The organism is Amycolatopsis jejuensis (assembly GCF_000717335.1).
Lineage (GTDB): Bacteria > Actinomycetota > Actinomycetes > Mycobacteriales > Pseudonocardiaceae > Amycolatopsis > Amycolatopsis jejuensis.
Genome location: NZ_JNYZ01000013.1, coordinates 26,563 through 49,289, shown reverse-complemented (window position 1 = coordinate 49,289; position 22,727 = coordinate 26,563). Strand labels below are relative to the sequence as shown.

Annotated in this window: 19 protein-coding genes; 7 read left to right on the top strand and 12 right to left on the bottom strand. The window is 70.2% G+C overall.

The genetic code is table 11. The features are described 5' to 3' along the window. Positions 1–31 precede the first annotated feature (31 nt). A complete protein-coding gene (locus tag OO71_RS20220) occupies positions 32–676 on the bottom strand; it encodes an HAD family hydrolase (RefSeq protein ID WP_033291397.1) in 645 nt (214 codons plus the stop codon). A gap of 84 nt (positions 677–760) precedes the next feature. On the opposite strand from OO71_RS20220, the gene OO71_RS20215 reads away from it, so the two are divergent. The 5 genes from OO71_RS20215 to OO71_RS20195 all read left to right on the top strand — a co-directional run bounded on the left by OO71_RS20215 (position 761) and on the right by OO71_RS20195 (position 8,155). Beyond that, complete coding sequence (locus OO71_RS20215; protein WP_033291396.1) at positions 761–1,975, top strand: MFS transporter; 1,215 nt, start codon at positions 761–763, stop codon at positions 1,973–1,975. Positions 1,976–2,136: 161 nt separating this feature from the next. Beyond that, a complete protein-coding gene (locus tag OO71_RS20210) occupies positions 2,137–4,215 on the top strand; it encodes a PhoX family protein (protein ID WP_033291395.1) in 2,079 nt (692 codons plus the stop codon). Positions 4,216–4,279: 64 nt separating this feature from the next. Beyond that, complete coding sequence (locus OO71_RS20205; RefSeq protein ID WP_051791732.1) at positions 4,280–5,662, top strand: DUF7850 domain-containing protein; 1,383 nt, start codon at positions 4,280–4,282, stop codon at positions 5,660–5,662. A 118-nt stretch (positions 5,663–5,780) separates the two neighbouring features. Beyond that, entirely contained in the window at positions 5,781–7,460 is a 1,680-nt protein-coding gene (locus tag OO71_RS20200; RefSeq protein WP_051791731.1) for an arabinofuranosyltransferase AftB family protein, read from the top strand. A 17-nt stretch (positions 7,461–7,477) separates the two neighbouring features. Further along, entirely contained in the window at positions 7,478–8,155 is a 678-nt protein-coding gene (locus tag OO71_RS20195) for an SDR family oxidoreductase (protein ID WP_033291500.1), read from the top strand. 400 nt (positions 8,156–8,555) lie between these two features. Here OO71_RS20195 and OO71_RS20190 read toward each other — a convergent pair whose 3' ends face one another. Genes OO71_RS20190 through OO71_RS20180 form a run of 3 tightly spaced genes read right to left on the bottom strand, consistent with a single transcriptional unit; the run spans position 8,556 to position 12,336 of the window. Further along, entirely contained in the window at positions 8,556–9,863 is a 1,308-nt protein-coding gene (locus OO71_RS20190; RefSeq protein WP_033291394.1) for an amidohydrolase family protein, read from the bottom strand. A 26-nt stretch (positions 9,864–9,889) separates the two neighbouring features. Beyond that, entirely contained in the window at positions 9,890–10,540 is a 651-nt protein-coding gene (locus tag OO71_RS20185; RefSeq protein ID WP_033291393.1) for a response regulator, read from the bottom strand. Further along, entirely contained in the window at positions 10,537–12,336 is a 1,800-nt protein-coding gene (locus tag OO71_RS20180; RefSeq protein ID WP_033291392.1) for a sensor histidine kinase, read from the bottom strand. The genes OO71_RS20185 and OO71_RS20180 overlap by 4 nt, the downstream gene beginning before the upstream one ends. A 181-nt stretch (positions 12,337–12,517) precedes the next feature. Between OO71_RS20180 and OO71_RS20175 the strand changes: the two genes are divergently transcribed. Beyond that, a complete protein-coding gene (locus OO71_RS20175) occupies positions 12,518–13,222 on the top strand; it encodes an ABC transporter ATP-binding protein (protein WP_033291391.1) in 705 nt (234 codons plus the stop codon). Then, a complete protein-coding gene (locus OO71_RS20170; RefSeq protein ID WP_033291390.1) occupies positions 13,219–15,489 on the top strand; it encodes an FtsX-like permease family protein in 2,271 nt (756 codons plus the stop codon). Before OO71_RS20175 ends, OO71_RS20170 begins: the two co-directional genes overlap by 4 nt. Before the next feature lie 208 nt (positions 15,490–15,697). Here the strand turns inward: OO71_RS20170 and trmB are convergent, their stop codons facing one another. The 8 genes from trmB to OO71_RS20130 all read right to left on the bottom strand — a co-directional run bounded on the left by trmB (position 15,698) and on the right by OO71_RS20130 (position 22,687). Next, entirely contained in the window at positions 15,698–16,393 is a 696-nt protein-coding gene (trmB, locus tag OO71_RS20165) for a tRNA (guanosine(46)-N7)-methyltransferase TrmB (protein WP_084145079.1), read from the bottom strand. 20 nt (positions 16,394–16,413) lie between these two features. Beyond that, positions 16,414–16,908: a hypothetical protein gene (locus tag OO71_RS20160; RefSeq protein WP_245633737.1), complete on the bottom strand. Its 495-nt coding sequence runs from the start codon at positions 16,906–16,908 to the stop codon at positions 16,414–16,416. Between the two features lie 220 nt (positions 16,909–17,128). Further along, positions 17,129–17,872, bottom strand: coding sequence for an ABC transporter permease (locus tag OO71_RS20155; protein WP_033291388.1), 744 nt, complete (start codon positions 17,870–17,872; stop codon positions 17,129–17,131). Continuing rightward, positions 17,869–18,777, bottom strand: coding sequence for an ABC transporter ATP-binding protein (locus tag OO71_RS20150; RefSeq protein ID WP_033291498.1), 909 nt, complete (start codon positions 18,775–18,777; stop codon positions 17,869–17,871). The genes OO71_RS20155 and OO71_RS20150 overlap by 4 nt, the downstream gene beginning before the upstream one ends. A gap of 165 nt (positions 18,778–18,942) precedes the next feature. After that, entirely contained in the window at positions 18,943–19,680 is a 738-nt protein-coding gene (locus OO71_RS20145; protein WP_033291387.1) for an ABC transporter permease, read from the bottom strand. 31 nt (positions 19,681–19,711) lie between these two features. Further along, entirely contained in the window at positions 19,712–20,650 is a 939-nt protein-coding gene (locus tag OO71_RS20140; RefSeq protein ID WP_033291386.1) for an ABC transporter ATP-binding protein, read from the bottom strand. 211 nt (positions 20,651–20,861) lie between these two features. Further along, the gene (locus tag OO71_RS20135) at positions 20,862–21,518 is read right to left on the bottom strand and encodes a response regulator (RefSeq protein WP_033291385.1); all 657 of its coding nucleotides are present in this window, start codon (positions 21,516–21,518) and stop codon (positions 20,862–20,864) included. Further along, positions 21,515–22,687, bottom strand: coding sequence for a sensor histidine kinase (locus tag OO71_RS20130; protein ID WP_425388694.1), 1,173 nt, complete (start codon positions 22,685–22,687; stop codon positions 21,515–21,517). Before OO71_RS20130 ends, OO71_RS20135 begins: the two co-directional genes overlap by 4 nt. Between the last annotated feature and the right edge of the window lie 40 nt (positions 22,688–22,727).

Sequence of the window (22,727 nt, the reverse complement as noted above, 5' to 3'; positions counted from 1 at the left end):
CCGTTTCGATCGCGTGCGGTGAGCCGATGCGTCACGCGACTTTGCCCAGGGTGCCCGGAAGCTCGGCAAGCGACGAAAGCACCTTGACCTCCCGCAGCACCGCGGGATCCGGCGGGAAATGCGGGTTCGGGACCGCGTACACGGTCATGTTCGCGGCCAGTGCGGCCCGCAGGCCGTTCGTCGAGTCCTCCACCGCCGCGCAGTGTTCGGCCGTTACCCCCAGCAGCATTGCCGCGCGCAGGTACACGTCCGGTGCCGGTTTGCCCGCGGCCACTTCCTCGCTCGACACCGCGACCGGGACCAGCGACGTCAGGTCGCACGCGGTCAGGAACGAGTGGATCAAAACCGGCGGCGACGAGCTCGCGATCGCGACCGGCCAGCGCCGCGCCACTGCGCGCACGACCTCGTCCGCGCCGTCGATCACCGGCGGCCGATCGGCGTAGCGGGCGGCCATCTCGTCGATCACGATGCGCGCGATCTCGTCCGGCGTGAGCTGTGCGCCGAGCGTCTCCACCAGGTACCGCGCCCATTCCGGCGTGCTCATGCCCTGCTGCGCGCGCGTCGCCTCCGGTCGCCAGGTGCCGCCGTGTGCCGCGACCACGGAGCGGCGCACCTCGTCCCACGTCCGCTCGGAATCCACCAGTACGCCGTCGAGGTCGAAGATCACCGCATCCACCTGCCCAGCCTAGGCGTCGTGGCCTGGACCAGTCTGTGAGACGAATTACTTCGCTATGCTAAGTATTTTTGTTAGCCTGGCCGGGTGAGCGACCATGGGAACTTGCTGGACGCGGTCAAGGGCCAGCCGAAACAGGTGTGGATCACCGCGTTTGCCGCGGTCATCGCGTTCATGGGGATCGGGCTGGTCGACCCGATCCTGCTGTCGATCGCCAAGGGCCTGGACGCTTCGCCGTCGCAGGTGACCTTGCTCTTCACCTCGTACCTCGGCGTGCAGGTGATCGCGATGCTCTTCACCGGTGCGATGTCCGCGCGTTTCGGCGCCAAGCGCACCGTGCTCGTCGGGCTGACGTTGATCGTCGCCGCGACTGCGCTGTGTGCGGCGGCTGGGTCGATCGAGCAGCTCGTCGGGCTGCGTGCGGTGTGGGGGCTCGGCAATGCGTTCTTCATCGCCACTGCGCTGTCGGTGATCGTCGGCGCGGCGGCCGGTGGGCAGTCCGGTGCGATTCTGCTTTACGAGGCCGCGCTCGGGGTCGGGCTCGCGGTCGGGCCGCTGCTCGGCGCGCTCCTTGGCACGATCTCGTGGCGCGGCCCGTTCCTCGGTACGGCGGTGCTGATGGTCGCCGCGCTTCTGCTCTGCTCGATCTTCCTGACCAGCGATTCCCGGCAAAACCGCGAACGCGTCAAGCTGCTCGACCCGCTGCGTGCGCTGAAGCACCCCGGCCTGCTCCGGACATCGCTCGCCTCCGCGCTCTACACCGCCGCGTTCTTCGCGGTACTCGCCTGGTCCCCGTTCGTGCTGGGCTGGAACGCGATTGCCGTCGGGTTGATCTTCTGCGGCTGGGGGCTGTGCGTGGCGATCGCCGGCGTGGTGCTCGCCCCGAAGATGGCCGCCCGCTTCGGCGAACGGCACGCCGCCGCGCTCGCGGTGGTCGGTTACACCGTGCTGATGCTGGTGATGGCGATCCCGAGCAAGCCGGTGGTGGTCGTCGGGATCATCGTGTCCGGTCTGGTTTCCGGCCTGCTGAACACGCTCTTCACCGGCACCGCGATGTCGATCAGTGACGCGCCCCGCCCGGTCGCGAGCGCCGGGTACAACTTCTGCCGCTGGTTCGGCGGCGCGATCGCGGCAACGCTCGTCGGCCACGTCGCCGAGTGGTTCGGCTGGGCGCAGGCCCCGTTCCTTGCTGCCGCGGTCCTGTGCCTGATCGCCGCCATCCTGCTGGCGCAGCGGGAGAAGAAGGCCGACCCGCACGTGGTCCCGAAGGAAGCCGCGCTCGTCGGCGACGAGGAGTTCTGAACCACGCTCGGCGACCGCGTCCGGACTGTCCGTTCGGGCGCGGTCGCGCGTCCGGTCCCTCTTGCGCCGAATACACCCGCTGTTCACCTTTTGGATCGGTTAGGTGGGTTTTGGCCGCATACGGTCGCTTCGTTCCCCTACTGAAGTGACCTGGAGGCCTCGTGTCCCTGGAACCCGGGCGACTGCTGCCCCTGTTCACCGCCCATCCCGGCGGCCGTTCCCCCATCACTTGCGAGTACCGGTGCGGCAACGCATGCGCGCACGAGGCACCCAACCCGAGTGGCAACGAGTACTTCGGCGACGTCGCCAAGGGCGTCTCGCGGCGCGGGGTCTTCAAGGCGGGTGCGGTGATGGCCGCCGCGGCCGGTGGCTTCGCCGCGCTGTCCGGTACAGCTGCCGCTGCTGAGAACACCGCTGTTCCGGCCCCGCTTGCCAAGGGCCGTCCGGTCCCGGGTACCGACTTCAAGCCGGTCCCGCCCAACACGCTCGACCGCGTCAGCATCCCCGAGGGCTACGACCAGCACGTCGTGATCCGCTGGGGCGACGCGGTGGTCCCCGGTGCGCCGAAGTTCGACTTCCGCAACCAGACCGCGGCCGCGCAGGCCAAGCAGTTCGGCTACAACAACGACTTCGTCGGCCTGATCCCGCAGGACCCGCTCGGGCTGCGCAACCTGCTGGTGGTCAACCACGAGTACACCACCGAGGTGCACCTCTTCCCGGCCGACCAGTACGACCCGGCCAACCCCACCGCGGAGCAGGTCAAGATCGCGCAGGCGGCGCACGGGCTGTCGGTGGTGCAGACCCTGCGTGACCCGATCGGCGGCGCACTGCGCACCGTCCCGAGCCCGCTGAACCGGCGGATCACGCTCGACACGATCTTCGAGGTACGCGGTCCGGCGGCGGGGTCGAAGTACCTCAAGACGTCCGCCGACCCGTCCGGCAAGCGCGTGCGCGGCACGCAGAACAACTGCTCCGGCGGCGTCACGCCGTGGGGCACGGTGCTGTCCGGCGAGGAGAACTTCAACCAGTACTTCGCCAACGCGGACAAGGTGACCGACCCGGCGCAGGCCGCGCGGCTCAAGCGGTACACGATCGGCACCGGCGAGAGCACCCGCAAGTGGGAGCGCTTCGACCAGCGCTGGGACGTGCCGCGCGAGCCCAACGAGTCCAACCGGTTCGGCTGGGTCGTCGAGATCGATCCGAACGACCCGGACTCGACGCCGGTGAAGCACACCGCGCTCGGCCGGTTCAAGCACGAGGCGGCGAACGTCAAGATCACCGCCGACGGACGGGTCGCGGTGTACTCCGGCGACGACGAGCGCTTCGAGTACATCTACAAGTTCGTGTCGAAGGGCAAGTACAAGAAGGGGCATTCCGCGTTCGCCCGGCGGCACAACTCCGCGCTGCTGGACGACGGGACGCTGTACGTCGCCAAGTTCACCGGCGACAGCCCGGGTGAGATCGACGGTTCCGGCAAGCTGCCCGCCGACGGCGAGTTCGACGGCGCCGGCGAGTGGATCCCCCTCGCCAGCGGCGACAAGTCCTTTGTGGACGGTTTCACCGCGGAGGAGGTCTACGTCTTCACCCGCCAGGCCGCCGACCACGCCGGGGCGACCAAAATGGACCGTCCGGAGGACATCGAGCCCAACCCGGTCAACGGCCGGATCTACGCCGCGCTCACCAACAATACCGACCGCGGCGCCACCGGCAAGGCGGCTCCGGACGAGGCGAACCCGCGGACCCGCAACAAGAACGGCCACATCCTGGAGTGGGACGAGGACCGCGGCGACGCGGCGGCGACCCGGTTCTCCTGGCGGCTGCTGCTCGTCTGCGGTGACCCGGCCACGGCCGACACCTACTTCGGCGGCTTCCCGAAGGACCAGGTCAGCCCGATCTCGTGCCCGGACAACGTGGCGTTCGACCCGCACGGCAACCTGTGGATCTCCACCGACGGCAACACCCTCGGCGCGAACGACGGCCTGTTCTCGGTACCGGTGAGCGGTCCGGAACGCGGGCACGTCAAGCAGTTCCTTTCGGTGCCGGTCGGTGCCGAGACGTGCGGTCCGGTGGTCACCGATCACCTCGTCCTCGTCGCCGTGCAGCACCCCGGCGAGAACGCGCAGAGCTCGGCGAACCCGTCGTCGCACTGGCCGGACGGCGGCACCTCGCAGCCGCGGCCTGCCATCGTGTCGGTGTGGAAGAAGGGCCGCTTCGGTTTCGTCGGCCGCATCGGTTCGTGAGGGGCAGTAACTCTTTGGGGTGTTTCTCGCGGCGCTGAACCCCTACCGGGTCTAGCTTCTCCGGGTGAGGCGGGCAAGGAAAGTCGCGATCGGACGGGCGGCGGGCGCGACGGCTGGCATTGCGGTGCTGGTCGGAGCGCTCGCCGTCGGTCTACCCGGATCGGCACCCGCGGTGGGTGCCCCGGATTGCGGGGGCATCGCCCCCAACCCGAGTGTCGAGGACGCCGGTTCGCCCGGCGGGCCACCGCAGGGCTACCTCTTCAGCCCGGCCGCGCCGGTGCCGCGCAGCACCCCGCCGGACCGCGTGCCGAAGCTCGCCACGGTCACCGCGAACGCCGTCGACGGCCGCGTCAACGCACAGATCCAGACGCCCGACGGACGGGTCAGCTCGGCGAGCCAGCAGCTGAAAGCCGTGGCAGGCGGGCAGTACACGCTGTCGGTGTGGGCCGGGACGGCGGCGTCCGGGCTCGGGTCTCGCGCGGCGACGACCACCGGCCTGCGGTTTGCCGACCGCAGCGGCCGCACGGTGCTGGAGAAGCCGGTCGCGGTCACGCACGACATCGTGTCCGACGGCAGGCTCGCCCAGCAGGTCGTCCCGGCGGTCACCGCGCCGGACGAGACCACCGCGGTGTCGTTTTTCGCCAGTACCAACCACAACTGGGTGCTGTGGGACTGCGTGCGCGTCGATCTTGCCGCGTACACGGTGAAAATGGAGGTGCAGAACCCCGCGGACGGGAAATGGGGTCCCTCGGCCACCATCCCGGCCGGGAACCCGGCGCACTTCCGGATCACGGTCGCCAACACCGGGTCGCAACCGCTCACCTGGGTGCTGCTGAAAGATCCGTGGTGCATCGGCCTGCCGGGAGCGTTCGACCTCGCCGCCGGTGCCACCCGCGAGCTCACCTGCGACCATCCGAACCTCACCGAGGACGACACCGGGCACGTCAGCACCGTGAAGGTCAGCGGGGTCACCGCGCCGGGCGGGCCGCTCGGCGAGCAGAAGGCGACCGCGACGGTCACCGTCACGCCGCAGCCTGCCGTCGGCAAGATCGGCGACCGTGCGTGGAAGGACCTGAACCGCAACGGCCTGCAGGACGACGACGAACCCGGGTACGCGGATCTGCCCGTGACGCTCAAGGACGGCGCGGGCGGCACGGTCGCCACCACCCGCACCGGCTCCGACGGCAGCTACCAGTTCGACCAGCGCAAGGACGGCACGTACCAGGTCTGCTTCGACGTGTCCGCACTGCCCGACGGGCTCACCGTCACCCAGCGCGCCGCCGGGGTCCCCGGTCTCGAGTCGGCCGTCGACCCGGCCACCGGCTGCACCTCGCCGTTCACGCTCGGCGGCAAGGACCGGGAACGGATGGACCTGGACATCGGCCTCGCTCCGCCACCCCCGCCACCTCCGCCACCGTCACCCGCGCCCCCTTCCCCGACGGCCTGAAGTCCGTGAAGGGAACCATCACGGAATCAGATTCCCTCATGGTTCCCTTCACGGACCTCGAAGAACGGATGCGAGACTGGTGCCCGCACATCACGTCTCGGGGAGGGCCGGAGCAGTCATGACCGCGGCAGTGACCGTCGGTGCACCCGTCGTCGAGCCGCTCCCGTGGTACCGCCGCCCGCTCACCTGGACGTGGACCGCAGGCGCGGCCGTTCTCGTGCTGTACGCGATCCTCGCGTGGCAGCGCCGGTGGATGAGCGACGATGGGCTGCTCGTGCTGCGCACCGTCCGGCAGATCCTGGCCGGGAACGGGCCGGTGTTCAACGTCGGCGAGCGGGTCGAGGCGAGCACCAGCCCGCTGTGGACGTGGCTGCTCGCCGGGCTCGGCACGATTCCCGGGCCGCCGCTGGAGTGGGTTGCGGTGATCACCGGCCTGCTGTGCGCGGTCGGCGGGCTGTTCTTCGGCCTCGACGGCGCGCGCCGGCTGCACGACTCCCCGGTCGTGCCCGCGGGTGCGCTGATCGTGTGCGCGCTGCCGCCGTTCCGGGACTTCGCGACGTCCGGGCTGGAGAGCGGACTGGCGATGCTGTGGCTGGGCCTGTGCTGGTGGTTGCTGGTGCGCGAGAAAGCGCCGGTCGCGACCGCGGTGGTGCTTGGCCTTGGTCCGTTGGTGCGGCCCGACCTGGCGTTGTTCAGCATCGTCGGGTTCGGTGCGCTCGTGCTGCTGTGGCGGCCGCGGGTGCGCGCCGGGCTGGGCTGGCTGGGCGCCGGGATCGCGTTGCCGGTCGGGTACCAGGTGTTCCGCATGGGTTTTTACGGCTTGCTCGTGCCGAATACCGCGCTCGCCAAGGAAGCCGCCGACACGGATTGGCCGCGCGGATTCGAGTACCTGCTCGACCTCTTCAGCCCGTACCTGCTGTGGATTCCGTTGCTGCTGCTGGTGATCGTGGCCGCGCTGACGCACCTGTCCCGGCTCCTCGTGCTCGCGCCGCTGGTGGCCGGGCTGCTGCTCGCCGGGTACGTGACGCGGGTCGGCGGGGATTTCATGCACGGCCGGATGCTGTTGCCGGCGCTGTTCGTGGTGCTGCTGCCGGTGATGGCGGTCCCCCTCACGCGGCGGACGGTCGCGCTCGTCGCCGGGGTCGCGGTGTGGGCGGTGATCGCCGGTGGCTGGCTGCGGGTGCCGTACGCGGACAAGCATCTTGCGGTGAGCGTCACCGACGAGCGCGCGTATTGGTCGTGGGCGACCGGGAACGAACATCCGGTGCTGGCGACGGATTACCTCAGCCATGACGTCGTCCGCCGGGCCGCCGAGGCGGTGGACGACACGCGGGCGCCCGCCGTGCTCGCGTACAGCTACGGCGAGGTCAAGCAGTGGTTCCGGTTTCCGACGGACCGCCCGTACGTGACCATGGCCGCCGACAGCATGGGTGCGATCAGCAACATGGTGTCGCTCGACGTCCGCATCCACGACGGCTACGGCCTCGCAAGCGACCTCGCCGCGCACTCGTCGTCGATCCCCGACGGACGGCCCGGGCACTCGAAGTGGCTGGTCGCGGCCTGGGAAATCGCCGAAGCCGGCCGCGGCGACCTGGCGACCGACGGCCAGGTCCGGATGTTCAAACCCGCCGAGATCGACGCCGCCCGCCGCGCGCTGCAGTGCCACGACGTGCCGGAGATCCTCGCTTCGACCAGGGCCCCGCTGACTTTGGATCGATTTATCGACAATTTCACCGGCTCGGTGCACCGGACGGAGATCCGGTTCCCCCGGGACCCGTGGACGGCGTCGACCTGCTGACGCCTACCGTGGCCGGTATGACCGACCTTCCGCTCGCCCTGATCACCGGTGCCTCCCGGGGCATCGGCGCGGCCGTCGCGCATCAGCTGTCCCCGACACACCGGCTGCTGCTCGGCGGACGCGACGAGGTCGCCCTCGCGAAGGTCGCTGCCGAGCTGCCCGGTGCCGAGCCATGGCCGGTCGACCTCACCGATCCTGCCGCGCTCGCCGAAGCGGTGCGGGGCATCGACGAGCTGGACGTGCTCGTGCACTCCGCCGGTACCGCACAGCTCGGCACGGTCGCCGCCGCGCCGTCGTCTGCATGGCGGGTGAACTTCGAGGTGAACGTGCTCGCCGTGGCCGAGCTGACCCGGCTGCTGCTGCCCGCCCTGCGAGCCGCGCACGGACACGTCGTGGTGATCAACTCCGGCGGCGGTTACCGCGCCCGCGCGGGCTGGGGTCCTTACGCGGCAAGCAAATTCGCCGCCCGCGCGTTCGCCGACTCCCTGCGGCTCGAGGAACCGGACCTGCGCGTGACGTCCGTCTTCCCGGGCCGCACCGACACCGAAATGCAGCGCGACGTGGTGTCCCAGGAAGGCGGCACGTACGACTCGGCGCGCTACCTGCGCCCGGACTCCGTGGCGACCGCAGTGGTCACCGCCGTCACCGCCACCCCGGACGCCCACTTCACGGAAATCCAGGTCCGCCCGCACTGAACTGCTTCAATTCCGTGAAGGCCACCTTCACGGAATCAGCTGGCCTGAAGGTTCCCTTGGGGTTTGACCGTGGGGTACCGCCTCGGGTGGGTTGAGGTGTGGCCGCGCTGCTGGCCATGGTCGGCTGGCTCTGGCTCCGCGGTCAGCGTTCTCTCGCGTGGGGACACGGGCCGGTGATACTGGGTGAGGAGCCAGACGAGGCACGAGAATTGCAGGTTCACGGAAACCTGCTGGTCAGCGCAAACCCTGCGGTAATGCCCAGCGTGACCTCGCGGCAGCCGCCCAACGCCCGGGACCTGCGCCAAGGCAGCAACCGTCACCTTGGGCTGCCGGACCAAGTTCCGTGAAGGCCACCTTCACGGAATCAGATTCCCTCATGGTTCCCTTCACGGACTACGGGTCAGGCGCGCAGCCGGGCGGCGGTTTCGGCGACCGTCGCCTGGATCTCGCCTCGGTCGACGCGCGTCGGCTCCGTCTCGGCGACTACCTGCTCACCCGCCACCCACACATCGCGCACTCGGCGCGAACCGGCGGCCCACACCAGGTTGGCCAGTAGCTGCTCGTCCGGAACGTCGAGACCGGCCGCGAACGCCGGGTCGTCGAGATCGACGTGCACCAGATCTGCCCAGCGCCCCGCCTCCAGCACCCCGATGTCGTTGCGGCCGAGCGCTTCGGCGCCGCCGCGGGTGGCCATCAGGAACACGTCCGCGGCGGTCACCACGGTGGAGTCCTCGTTCGCCAGCCGCGCCAGCATTGCGGTGAGCTGAAGTTCTTCCCACAGGTCGATGTCGTCGTTCGAGGCCGGGCCGTCGGTACCCAGACCCACCGCGACCCCGGCCGCCCGCAGGTCCTTGATCCGCGCGATGCCCGACGCCAGCTTCGCGTTCGACCCCGGGCAGTGCGCCATGCCGACCCCGCGCGCGGCGAACAGCGCGATGTCCTCGTCGGACAGGTGGACGGCGTGCGCGGCGATCGTGCGGCCGTGGAACATGCCGAGCGAGTCGAGGAGCTTCGGCACCGAGCCGTATTCCTTGCGCTGCACCAGATCTTCCGCGGCGGCCTCGGCGATGTGGATTTGCACGAGGGCACCCCGCGCGGCAGCGGATTCCGCAGTGGCACGCAGCCCGTCCGGGTTGAGCATGTACGCCGAATGCGGGCCGTACCCCAGTTCGATCCGGTCGCCCGGGCCGAACCGCAGGCCGTCCGCGTCGATCCAGCGGTCGATCGCGCTCAGCGTGGCTCGCCAGTCCATGCCGGGCAGCTCGATCACCGGCGGCGCGACGAGAGCCCGGCCGCCGGTGGCCAGCACCGCTTCCACGACCTGCTCGCCCTCGAAGTACATCTCCGCGCTGGTGGTGACGCCGTGCCGGAGCATTTCGACCGACCCGAGCAGCATGCCGGTACGCACGTCGGCCGGTTTCAGCTTCGCCTCGGTGGGCCAGATGATCTCCCGCAGCCAGCGCAGCAACGGCAGGTCGCCACCCATGCCGCGCAGCAGCGTCATCGGGCTGTGCGCATGCGAGTTCACCAAGCCGGGCAACAGGATTCCGCTGAGCCGGTGCACCTCGCCGTCGAATTCCAGCGCGCCGGACGCCGGTCCGGTGTACGTGATCCGGCCGTCGTCGTCGACGTCCACGACGGCGTCGCGGAGCAGGGAGCAGGCTGGGTCGGCGGGAAGGACGACGGGCGCGTGAAAACGGCGGGACATACCAAGATCGTACGGGCCCGCGGGGATCAGTCCACCACCCCGCTGCGCCAAGCCCAGGCCGCGATCTCCACCCGGTTCCGCGCACCGATTTTGCCCTGCACCGAGGCCAGATGCGTCTTCACCGTGGACAGCGACAGGTACAGCTCCGCGCCGATCTCGGTGTTCGTCAGCCCGCGCGCAGCCGCCTTGACCACGTCCATCTCGCGCGCGGTCAGCGGTTCCGACGGCGCCGGGGCCTCGCGTTTGGTGGCGGTGCCGTCGAAATGCTTCAGCAGCCGCACGGTGATCTGTGGTGACACGAGCGCGTCGCCGCGTTCGGCCGCCCGCACCGCTTCGATCAGCAACGCGGGACCGGCGTCCTTCAACAGGAAGCCGCTCGCGCCATTGCGCAGCGCGGTGTGCACGTACTCGTCGAGGTCGAAGGTCGTGACCACGACGACCTTCAGCGGGTCGGTGACCTCCGGCCCGGCCAGCTGCCGGGTCACCTCCAGCCCGTCGAGCCCCGGCATGCGGATGTCGAGCAGGCAGACGTCCGGGCGCAGCTCGCGCGCCTTGGCGACGGCGGACACGCCGTCCGGCACGTCCGCGACCACCTCGATGTCGTCCTGGGCGTCCAGGATCATGCGGAACCCCATCCGCACCATCTCCTGGTCGTCCGCGATCAGTACCCGGATCACCCGTCTGTCTCCCCGTTCGCCTCGAGCGGCAGCCACGCCTCGACCCGCCAGCCGCCGTCCGGCCCGCGCCCGGCCGAAAGCCTGCCGTGCAGCAGCGCGACGCGTTCGCGCATGCCGACCAGACCGTATCCGCCCGAGCCACCGGCCGGACGGTGAGTCCGGTCCCGGCCGTCGTCGGTCACCCGGAGGTGCAGCTCTCCGCCGGTCACCTCGGCCTCGACCAGCGCCTGGGTGGCCCCCGCGGCGTGCTTGCCGACGTTGGTGAGCGACTCCTGCACCAGCCGCAGCGCCGACCGGCCGACCTCGTGCGGCAGGTTCGGCGGCAGGTCGAGCTGCAGGACCGTGTGGATGCCGTGGTTACCTGCGTCGACGAGTTTCCGCAGGTCCGCGGCCAGATCGGTGGTCGCCTGCTCGGCGAACTCGCCCGCGCCGGCCGGGGCGTCCCCACGCATGCTGCGGACCAGGCGGCGCATGGCCGCGAGTGCTTCCACCCCGGCGTTCTCGATCCGGCCCATCGCCTCGACCGCAAGCTGCGGGTTTTTCTCGCCCATCATCCGCGCGGCCTGTGCCTGCACGACGATCCCGGTCACATGGTGCGCGACGACGTCGTGCAGCTCCCGCGCCAGCGCCATCCGCTCGGACGTCTGCGCATCGCTGACCGCCGACCGCACCACCTGTGCGCGTTCGGAATCGCGGGACCGCAGGAATAGGCCGATCGCGATCGCAATACCCAGCAGCAGCGCGGCGAACACGGCGAGCGACCCGATGGCCTGCGGATCCTTGATCACCCGCCAGCCCCGCACGCTGAGGTTCAGGATCGCCGCGACCGCGACCACGCCCGACAGCACCGCGATCCGGGGCCACGCCTGCACGATCGGGATCGCCCGCACCAGGTTCACGACGACCCCGAAACCGGCGATGACCTGGGTCGGCGGGATCCCGCCGACGAGCTGGTAGTCGTAGCCGAGGTGCAGGAACGGCGTCACCACCGCCGACAGCAGGAGCACCCCGGCCACCAGGAGGATCGCGTCCCGCGGGCGGCGCGGCGAAAGCGCGGCGACGACGGCGGCACCGATCGAGCAGAACAGGACCGGGAACCCGCGTGACCCGCTCTCGTAGGTGAAGCTGAACTCGATCAGCAGGCTGACGGCGAGCATGGCGATCAACGGCCACTGCCCGCGGACCAGTGCGTTGATCCGGGACAGCGTGCGGCGCCGCTGCTCGTTCTGCGGATCCCGGACCCGGCGGGGCCGCCCGATCATGCCGGTGGCCACCGCCCCGCTGAGCAGGAGGAGGCCGAAGAGCATGGCCTGTATCACGGTGCTGCCGGACAGCTCGCCGTACGGGTAGCGGCCGAACACCGCGGTGAGCGCACCGACCACCAGCGAGCTGACCACCGCGAACGCGACGCCGGGCCGGGTGTAGCGGGCGGCGTAGTAGACCAGCTCGACCCCGGCCACGACCTCGGTGATCGAGAGGTTGGCGAGGATGCTCGAGTACGGCGGGATCGCCAGGTACCGGATGAAGAACGTGAACCCCATCAGCGCCAGCGCGCCGGCCATGCCCGCCACCGCCGCGCGCTTGCGGGCCCACAGCGCGCACCCCGCCATCGTGAAGATCCCCGGGAACAGGCCCAGATCGACGAACCGCGGGCCGATGTCGTCGAGCGCGACGATGGTGACGAAGGCCAGGTCGAAGGCCAGTGCGCCGAGCAGCACGAGCACGGACATGTCGAGGCGGCGCGCGAAGGCGATCGCGCGCGCGGCAAGGTCCTTCGACGGCAGAGATGGCGGCACACCGTGACGGTAGAGGATTCGCGGGCACCCGCACCTTGGCCACGTGGTTGCACTCCCCTCGGCCGATCGGCCGATGACCGGGCGCCGCGGACCGGCCGTCTGCCCGAAGCAGACACCCGCCCGGGTCCGCGAAGCTCGTCGCCGTCGCAGTCGAAGACCGATACAGGGAGAGAGCTGGCGGATGACGAATCCGACGAATCCACAGTGGAACGCCGGGCCGGTGCTGTCGGGGCGCGGACTGGTGAAGCGCTACGGGAACCAGCATGCGCTGGCCGGGATCGACATCGACGTCCAGCCGGGCGAGGCCGTCGCGATCGTCGGGCCGTCCGGGTCCGGCAAGACGTCGCTGCTGCATGTGCTTGCCGGAATCCTGCGTGCCGACGGCGGCGAGATCTGGTTGCAGGGACAGCGGATCGACCAGTTCGGCGAGAAGCGGCGCAGCGAGCTGCGGCGGACCGAATTCGGGTTCGTCTTCCAGTCCGGGATGCTCGTGTCCGAGCTGACCGCGGAGGAGAACGTCGCGCTCCCGTCGCTGCTCGCGGGCGGCGCGCGGGCCGAATCGATTGCGGCCGCGCGGGACTGGCTCGGGAAACTCGGCTTGGCAGGCAAGGAAAACCGCCGTCCCGGTGAGCTGTCCGGCGGCGAGGCACAGCGGGTCGCGATCGCCCGCGCGCTCACCCACCGGCCGAAGGCGATCTTCGCCGACGAGCCGACCGGCGCACTCGACACGCGCACCGGACGCGAGACGATGGACGCCCTGCTCGGTGCGGCACAGGCGTCCGGCGCCGCGGTGCTCGTGGTGACCCACGACCGTGAGCTCGCCGAATCGCTGCCGCGCACCGTGGCCATCCGCGACGGGTTGATCGCGACGAGGCTCGCGGCATGAACCCGTTCCAGCTCGCGCTGCGGGTGCTCCGCGCCGACCGGCGGACCCGTACCTCGGCGATCCTGACCGCGGTCGGCGTCGCGGTCGCGACCGGGCTCGTGCTGCTGCTTGCGACCCTGCCGTTCGCCACGCAGGCACGCGAGCAGCGGGCGTTGTGGCAGAACGCCGGGCGCTACGACTCCGACAAACCGGCCACGATGCTGGTCAACTCCTCCAAGGATTACTTCTCCGGCAAGGAAATCACCCGGGTCGACGTCGCGCTGACCGGGCCGGCGAGCGACGTGCACCTGCCCGCGGGCATCCCGCGGCTGCCCGGCCCCGGCGAGACGATCGTGTCGCCCGCGCTCGGGCGGCTGCTCAACAACACCCCGCCCGACCAGCTGGGGAACCGTTTCGGCAAACCGGTCGCCTCGTTCGGCGAGCAGGCCCTGCGGTTCCCGGAGCAGCTCGTCGCGATGGTCGGGCACGGCCCGAACGAACTACGCAGCTTCGGCCACGAGGAGCGCGCCGGTGCCGACGCCTTCCCGGCCGGTGACTTCCCGACCGGCGAGGGGCGGCCGGACGGGCTGCTCACCTTCCTCGCCGGGGTCGGCATCATCGTGCTGCTCGTACCCAGTCTCGTGCTGGTCGCGTCGTCGGCCCGGCTCACCGCCGCCCGCCGGGAACAGCGGCTGGCCGCCATCCGGCTGGCCGGGGCGACCCCGGGGCAGGTGACCGCGATGGTCGCCGCGGAAACCGGGTTGTCCGCGGGGGTCGGGGCGGTGCTCGGTCTGTTGCTGAGCCCAGCGTTACGCGGATTGTCCTCCTTCGTGTCGTGGGGCGGCGGTACCTGGCTCGCGTCCGATTTCGCCTTGCCGGTGGGCCTGACCGTGCTGATCGTGGTCGCGATTCCGCTGCTGGTCGTGCTCGCCGGGGTACTCGGATTGCGCCGGGTGGTGCGCACCCCGCTCTTCGCGACCGGCGGCCACACCGTGAAACCGTTGCGCTGGTGGCGATTGCTCGCGCTCCCCGCGGCGGGGTTGTTCTTCCTCTTCGCCGTGCTCGGCACGCGCGAAGGGAACGGCAGTGCGTCGTTCGTGCTGCTCGGGTTGCTCCTGGTGGTCGGGTCGGCGATGGTGATCGGGCCGTGGGTGACCTCGGCGGTCGGCGGCACGTTCGTGCGGGCCTGGCGGCGGCCGTCGTCACTGCTGGCCGGACGTCGCCTGCGGAACGACCCGAAGGGTTCCTACCGGGCTTCGGCGGGGATCGTGCTCGCGGTGTTCACCGGGTCGATGGCACTGACGTTGCTGCCGTCGTTCGAGGCACTCGCCGGTGGCGGACGGCAATACGTCGACTCGGCGCTGTACGTCGACGTCGCCTCGGAACGCGCGGCGACGGTCGTCGAGAAGACCAACGCCGAGCTGGCCCGCGTCGGCCGTCCGGAGCGTGCACTCGCGGTGAGCAGCGTCTACCTGGTTCAAGGCGACGAAAACAGCCATAGCATGCAGCGCGCGTACGTCATGTCGTGCGCCGACGCCGCGCGGCTGACCCGGCTCGGCATCACCCAGCAGGACTGCAAGCCCGAGGTCAAGCTGTACGGGTCATACCAGCCGGATTCGGCCGGATACAGCGTCGCGCCGTACGGATCTTGGCGGGGTCCGGGCAAACCGCTCGGCCAGGTGCCCACGGGGAGGTACCACTCGGCCACGGACCGCGACCCCGCCTTCGTCCTCGACCCGTCCGCGGTACCCGCAGGGGTGCCGTCGAGCGTCACCACCGTGGTCGTGCCGACCACCGACGCCAGCCGCGAGATCGTGCGGACCGCGCTGGTCCCGCAGGCGGGCGGCCAGGAGATCGGCAGCCGCGAGCAGTACCTGTACGGCCAGCAGGTGCAGCTCGAGGACCTGCGCCGGGTCACCGTGATCGGACTGGTCGCGGCAGGCATCCTGGCCGGTTGCAGTGCCGCGGTCGCGACGGCCGGATCGGTGATGGACCGGCGGCGCACGTTCGGCGCCTTGATGGCGGCCGGTACGCCGGTCCGGGTGCTGGCCAGGGCGTTGCGGATGGAGGCCGCGCTACCTGCGCTGGTGGCCACTATCGGCGCGGGCGTGACCGGGGTGCTCGTGGGCATCGGCCTGTTCGTGGTGACCGGCGGCAAGGGCGGGATCGCGCTCAGCCCGTGGATCGTCGCACCGGTGGTGCTGGGGGTCGGCGTCGCGCTGCTCGGCGCGTCGGTCTGCACGCCCGCACTGAAGCGCGTCCAGGCGGAACCGCTGTCGGACGAATGAGACGGCGCCCGGCCTGCCGATCGGGGGGAGGCCGGGACCGGGGGTGAGGAGACGAAGGGCCGTTGCCGGGGATGGGAACCCGGCAACGGCCCTTCGCACGCCGCCTGCTCCGCATCGCCCCAATGTGGCATTCGCTGCATCTGACGCACCGAACGCCACATTGGGTGCGTCAGATGCACCCAATGCCACATTGGGGTGGTTTGGGCGATCAGCGGCGTGCGAAGATCAGGTCACGCGAGATCCGGCCCTCGCGGTCGGCTCGTTGTTCGAATTTCGTAACCGGACGCCATTCCGGCCGCGGAGCCCAGCCGTCGTACCGGTTGCGCAGTGCGGGTTCCGCGGAACACACCTCGAGCATCTGGTCCGCGTAGTGCTCCCAGTCGGTGGCCAGGTGGAACGTGCCGCCGGGGGCGAGCCGGGACGCGACGAGCGCGGCGAACTCCGGCTGCACGATCCGCCGTTTGTGGTGGCGCTTCTTCGGCCACGGGTCCGGGAAGAACAGCCGCACGCCGGACAGCGTGTCCGGCGCGATGTGGTCGGTGAGCAGCACCACCGCATCGCCGTGCATCAGCCGCAGGTTCTCGACGCCGAGCTTTTCCGCGCGCAGCATCAGCTGCCCGAGCCCGGGGTCGTACACCTCCACCGCGACGTAGTTCAGCTCCGGCGCCGCGACTGCCAGCTGCGACGTGGTCTCGCCCATTCCGGAGCCGATCTCCAGCAGCACCGGCGCTTCGCGGCCGAACCACGCGCCGAAATCCACCGGTCCTGCGGGCAGGTCGGCGACCGTACGGCCGAGCTGCGGCCAGTGCTCTTCCCAAGCCCGCTGCTGGCCGACGGTCATCCGCCCGCCGCGTTTGACGTAGCTCACCACGCTGCGCAGCCGTGGCTGGTCCTCGTTTTCCACCCGGACAACATACGGGCGGGTCAGCGCACCGCTTCGAACTCCCCGAGCCGGGCGCGCAATCCGGCGAGCCCGGCCACCGCGACCGGGGCGGGCGTGGCGCCGGAATGGGCGGGCAGCACGTCGATCCAGCCGTCGTGCCGGTCGGTGTTCAGCACGGTCGTGGGAATCGAATGGCCCGATTTCCCGCGTTCGGACGGCATGAACTCCCAGTACCCGGATTCGCCGTCGGCTGCCCACGGCACGAACTCCCAGCCCATCCGCTTGCCGAGCAGCTGTGCCACCCGGTCTTCGATGCGGAAGCCGAGCTCGCGCGATTCGAGCCGTTCACTCGCGACCGCGCGCAGCCACCACGGCGCGGGCGGCGGATCCTCGACGCCGCCGGAACGCCGGTACAGCGCGAGCACCGCGTCCTCGGGCGCGCGATGCACCCACGACTGGCGCAGGTCCGCCGGTCTGGTGGCGGGCAGCGCAAATCGCGGCAGCTCGATGGCCTGTGCCCATTCGAGGTCGAGCATCGGTTCGAGCCGGGGAGTCGGGACCGCAACGTCGCGGGAAACAGTTTCCTGGTGAGCGTCCACCGTCAAGGTTCACCTCCGGAGAGCTGAGACGGGGCTCTGCTTTCGAATATCCTGGGGTTTCCGACAGTATGTCCGCTTCCTGTGAGAGAAGCCACACCCGCTTAACGTGGTCTTAATCCGTTTGCCTGCGGTACAAGCGGAATCTGCACGTGCAGTTTCACGCGTCACGCCGATTCGCGGTGAGAACACCCGCGGTGAACAAGGCCACACTGATCGCAGCGAAATACGCGAGATATGCCCACGGGCCGAAAGGCGCGGACAGTTTCAAGGTCGTCCTGGTGAAATCTCCACCGGCGAACTGGGAAGCGGCGTAGAACGGCATCCACTGGTAGAGGTCGTCGCCGATCTTCGGGATCAGCAGCACGAGACCTTCCACGAGCTGCGTCCACACCAGCACGATCGCCAGCGCCGCTGCCGAATTGCGCAGCAGCAGTCCGACGCCGACGCCGAGCAGCCCGGTGAGCGCGAACGTCACGACCTGGCCGAACACCAGCCGCCAGTCGCCGCCGGTGTGCAGCGCGAGGTCGGCGTCCGGCCGGACCAGCTGCGCGAGGCCCCATGAACCGGTGCCGGCGAGCAGGCCGAGCACTGCGCACACGGCCAGCACGACGGTGCCTTTGGCGAGCAGCGCGGGTACCCGGGTGGGCACCGCCTGGAAGGTGAGCCGCAGCGTGCCCCAGCTGAAGTCGGCCGTCGCGGCGAGCACGGCCAGCACGAGCGCGACCGTGCGGCCGGTGGCGGTGGCGAGCTGGGTGTTGCCGACGTCGGCGGTCACCTCGGCGCCGGACAAACCGAGGAACAACGCGGTGAAGGCAATCGGCGCGGCCACCGCGATCAATGCGCACCACCACGGCGCACGGGTGCTGAAAAGCTTGATCCGTTCCGCCCGCAGCAGATTCACCGCGCACCTCCACTGGTGAATTCGCTTGCCTGGCCGGTCAATTCGAGATACGCGTGTTCGAGCGAACCGGCGAGCGGGCTCAGTTCGTGCACCGTGGCGCGGGCCGCGAACGCGAGTTCGCCGACCCTGTCACTGTCCATTTCGGACACGAGAAATGCGCCGGAATCTTCGGTGAACACCGCGCCCTGTTCGGTGAGGGCAGTGCGCAATGCCTCGGCGTGCGGCGTGCGCACACGGACTCCGCGCGAACCGGCGCGGGCCACGAAATCGGCCATCGTGCCTTGGTAGATCAGCTGCCCGCGGCCGATCAGCACGAGATCCTGCGCGGTCTGCTCCATTTCCGGCAGCAGATGGCTGGACACGAATACCGTGCGGCCTTCCGCGGCGAGCCCGTGCAGCAGCTGCCGCACCCACTGGACGCCTTCCGGGTCGAGGCCGTTCACCGGTTCGTCGAACAGCAGCACGCGCGGGTCGCCCAGCAGCGCGCTCGCGATACCGAGCCGCTGCAGCATGCCGAGCGAGAACGTGCCTGCCCGTTTGCCTGCCACCGCGCTCAGCCCGACGAGCTCGAGGACTTCGTCGCACCGGCGGTCCGGCAACCCGTTCGTGGCGGCGAGGAAACGCAGATGCGAGCGGGCCGTGCGCCCCGGATGCCGCCACGTCGCGTCGAGCAGCGCGCCGACTGTCCGGAGCGGATCGGCCAGCTGCCGGTACGGTCTGCCTTCGATGTGCGCGGTACCTGCGCTTGGTGCGTCGAGGCCGAGCAGCAGCCGCATGGTCGTGGACTTCCCCGCGCCGTTCGGGCCGAGGAATCCGGTGACGCGGCCGGCATTCGCGGTGAACGTCAGGTCCCGCACCGCGACAGTGTCACCGTAGGACTTCGTGAGTCCGGTCGCTTCGAGCACACTCACCCCTTCTCCGAGTGCCGCACTCTACCGCGACGGAAAGATCCGGGCCGCCCCCCGAATGGCGACCCGGATCTTGTTCCCCTTTTTCCCTTTTTCCCCGTGTTCGGCGCGGGGCCGGCCCCCGCCAGGCTCCGTCCGAACGTCCCTGTGGTGGGTCTTTTCTCAGGCGTCGCGCTTCTTCGCGACCCCGATCGCGATCGCCAGCAGCACCACGGCGAACCCGGCGAAGTAGGCGAGCGACCAGCCTTGCGACAGCACCGCGTCCGACCTGCTCGGCCCGCCCTGGCCGCCGAGGAACTTCTCCGCGACGTTGAACGGCATCCACTGGTGGATCTTCGGGCCGACCGTCGGGATCAGCTGCACCAGGCTTTCCACCGCGAGCACGTAGATCAGCAGCAGCGAGAGCGCACCCGCGCTGTGCCGGATCAGGATTCCGACGGCCACCGCGATCACCGCGGCGAAGGCGAACACCACGCCGACCCCGGCGACGTTGATCCAGTCCGCGGACGTGGTCAGCGCCAGCGAGTCCGACGGGCGGATCGCGTACCCCAGCGCCCAGGCGCCGAAGGCCCCGATCTCCCCGATCACGAGCGACAGCAACGCCACGACGGTGGTCTTCGCGACGAGCGCCGGACCGCGGTGCGGCACTGCCTGGAACGTGGTGCGGATCGTGCCGAACCGGTACTCGGTGGTGACCGACAGCGCGGCCAGCACCATGATCACGGCAATGCCGAACTGGTGGCCGAACTGGGTGCTGGACACGGTGAGCTCGGTGCCGCTTTCCGAGGTGGACGCCATGAGCCCGGCGAACCCCGCGGTGAGGGCGATGGCGATGGCCGCACACCACCACGGCGACCTGGTGGTGAAAAGCTTGATGCGTTCGACCGCGAGCAAAGTCATGGGTTTCTCTTCCCGGGAAAGTGGTGGGTGGTCAGCGGAGGGCGGCCGCGGTCTGCTGGGCTTCCGCGTCCAAGCCGGTGTGGTACTCGACGGCGTCGCCGGTGATCTGCATGAAGGCCTGTTCGAGCGAGCCGGTCTGCGGGCTCAGCTCGTGCAGCACGATTCCGGCTGCCGCGGCGATCTCGCCGATCTTCGCACTGTCCACTCCGGACACAATGAGTGCTTCGCCGGAATCGGTGACCTGCGCGCTGGCCGCGACGAGCTGGTCGCGCAGCGCGGGCAGCTGCGGCGAACGCACCTTCACCGTGTTCTCCGCGGCCCGCGCCACGAACTCCTCGGTGGACGACTGCGCGATGAGCTCGCCCTTGCCGATCACCACCAGGTCGCTCGCGGTCAGCGCCATCTCCGACAGCAGGTGGCTCGACACGAACACGGTGCGGCCCTCTTCGGCCAGCCGGTGCATGAACTTGCGGATCCAGAGGATGCCCTCCGGGTCGAGGCCGTTCACCGGCTCGTCGAACAGCAGCACCTCCGGGTCGCCGAGCAGCGCGGCGGCAATCCCGAGCCGCTGCGACATGCCGAGCGAGAACCCGCCCGCGCGCTTCCCCGCGACACTGGTGAGGCCGACGATGTCGAGCACCTCGTCCACCCGCGCGGCCGGGATCCGGTTGGACCGGGCCATCCACTGCAGGTGCGCGCGGGCCGAGCGGTTGGGGTGCACCCACTTCGCGTCGAGCAGCGCGCCGACGGTGCGCAGTGGTTCCTTGAGATCGTGGTACAGCTTCCCGCCGATCCGGACCTGACCCGCGGTCGGGTTGTCCAGGCCGAGGATCATCCGCATCGTGGTGGACTTGCCTGCGCCGTTCGGGCCGAGGAAGCCGGTGACGGTACCGGCGGCCACGCTGAACGACAGGTTGTTCACCGCGAGCGTGCTTCCGTAACGCTTGGTGAGACCTGTTGCCTCGATCATCCCCTGCTCCCTCTACGACACCTGCGAACGGCATTCATCCTGACGGAACACCGGCCGTTCGCGCGTCATCCTGTGGTTCGAACTCGCCACCCGACCTGAGTAGTACCCAACCGGGTCACGAGAGGGAGCGCGATCGGTGAAACCCCTGAGCCGACCCTGAACTTTTTCGCGCAGGTGTCCGGGAAGTCCGCTGGTGTCCGAAGTGGACAGCTCAGCCGAGGCCAGGGCGGGCGAGCCCGGTTTCGTACGCGAGCACCACGGCCTGCACGCGGTCGCGCAGGTCGAGCTTGGCGAGAATCCGCCCGACGTGGGTCTTCACCGTGGCCTCGGACAGGAAGAGCGCCTCGGCGATCTCGACGTTCGACATGCCCTTCGCGATCAGCACGAGCACCTCGCGCTCGCGGTCGGTGAGCACGTCCAGCTCGCTCGCGTCGCGCATCGGCGCACCGCCGGAGCCGATGAACCGGTCGAGCAGCCGTCGCGTGACCGAGGGCGACATCACCGCGTCGCCCTCGGCGACCGAGCGCAGCGCGGACACCAGATGGTCCGGCTGGGTGTCCTTGAGCAGGAAGCCCGACGCGCCACCCTGCAGCGCCGCGTAGACGTACTCGTCGAGGTCGAAGGTGGTCATCACGAGCACCCGTGCGGTACCCGCGGCGACGATCTGCTTGGTCGCCTCGACGCCGTCGAGCACCGGCATCCGCACGTCCATGAGCACGACGTCCGGCCGCAGCTCGGCGGCCATCCGCACGGCCTGCGCGCCGTCGCCGGCCTCGCCGACCACGTCGAGGTCGGCCTGCGCGCCCAGCACCATCCGGAACCCGACGCGCATCAGTTCCTGGTCGTCGACGACCACCACTCGGATCACGAGTTCAACCTAGCCGGAATCACCGCATGCACCTGCCAGCCACCGCCGGTCGCGGGGCCGACTTCCAGTGTTCCGCCGTAGACGTTGGCCCGTTCGCGCATGCCGATCAGCCCGTTTCCCCCGGCGACCGACAGCCGGGGCGCCTTGGAGCCGACCTGCTCCAGCCGCCGCCCGGCCCCGTCGTCGCGGACGAGCACCTCGACCGCGTCGCCGACCCGCTGCACCCGGACGTGCGCCCGCGCGCCGGTGCCCGCGTGCTTGAGCGTGTTCGTGAGCGATTCCTGCACGATCCGGTAGACCCCGAGCGACACCCCGGCGGGCAGGCCCTTGAGGTCGGTACCCAGCTCCAGGTCCACCGGCACGCCCGCGCCGCGCATCCGCTCGGCGAGGTCGCCCAGCGCGGTCGCGTCCGGCTGCGGTACCCGGGGTTCGCCGTCGCCCCGGTCGCCGCGCAGCACGTCGAGCAGCCGCCGCAGCTCGCCGAGCGCGCTGCGGCCGGTCTCGGAAATCGTCTTCAGCGCCCGCCCGGCCAGCTCCGGGTTGGCCGACAGGGCGAGCGCCGCCCCGTCCGCCTGCACGACCATCACGCTCACCGAGTGCGCCACCACGTCGTGCAGCTCGCGGGCGATCCGGCCACGCTCCTCGGCCACCGCGATGCGCGCGGCCTGGTCGCGTTCGGTCTCCAGCAGGTGCAGCCGGGCTTCCAGCTCCCGCTGGTATGCGCGGCGGGCGTACATGAACTCGCCGAGGATCCAGCAGAACGCGATCATGAACACGCTGAACGCGACCTGGGGGGCCCAGGCCGGGTCGGGTTTCGCGATCGCGCTGACGGTGGAGATCACCACCAGCGCGCCGGCGTAGAGCAGCCCCTGCTTGCGGCCGACGTAAACCAGCACCGAGTACAGGCTCACCGCCAGCGCCGCGACGGAGGACACCCCGAGTTCCAGCGCGCCGTGCAGATACGCGAAGACGTACACGAGATACGCGGCGAGCAGCGGCCGTTTGCGGCGGAAGGCGAGCGGCGCCACCACCGCCAGGTCGATCGGGAACGCGATGTACCAGGCTGGGGTGGGCATGTCGTTGTCCAGCCCGCCGGCGTAGATCACCAGGTCGACGAGGGCGAGCAGCGCCGCGAGCAGCGTGTCCCCAGCCATCGGGTGGGCACGCATCCAGAGGCTGAACCGTCGCACGGGTCAACATTAGGTCGGC

Bases quoted from the DNA above. Each gene is read 5' to 3' on its own strand.
- OO71_RS20200 (WP_051791731.1), top strand. From the start codon at position 5,781: ATGACCGCGGCAGTGACCGTCGGTGCACCCGTCGTCGAGCCGCTCCCG.
- OO71_RS20195 (WP_033291500.1), top strand. From the start codon at position 7,478: ATGACCGACCTTCCGCTCGCCCTGATCACCGGTGCCTCCCGGGGCATC.
- OO71_RS20190 (WP_033291394.1), bottom strand. From the start codon at position 9,863: ATGTCCCGCCGTTTTCACGCGCCCGTCGTCCTTCCCGCCGACCCAGCC.
- OO71_RS20175 (WP_033291391.1), top strand. From the start codon at position 12,518: ATGACGAATCCGACGAATCCACAGTGGAACGCCGGGCCGGTGCTGTCG.
- OO71_RS20170 (WP_033291390.1), top strand. From the start codon at position 13,219: ATGAACCCGTTCCAGCTCGCGCTGCGGGTGCTCCGCGCCGACCGGCGG.
- OO71_RS20160 (WP_245633737.1), bottom strand. From the start codon at position 16,908: ATGCTCGACCTCGAATGGGCACAGGCCATCGAGCTGCCGCGATTTGCG.
- OO71_RS20145 (WP_033291387.1), bottom strand. From the start codon at position 19,680: ATGACTTTGCTCGCGGTCGAACGCATCAAGCTTTTCACCACCAGGTCG.
- OO71_RS20140 (WP_033291386.1), bottom strand. From the start codon at position 20,650: ATGATCGAGGCAACAGGTCTCACCAAGCGTTACGGAAGCACGCTCGCG.
- OO71_RS20130 (WP_425388694.1), bottom strand. From the start codon at position 22,687: ATGCGTGCCCACCCGATGGCTGGGGACACGCTGCTCGCGGCGCTGCTC.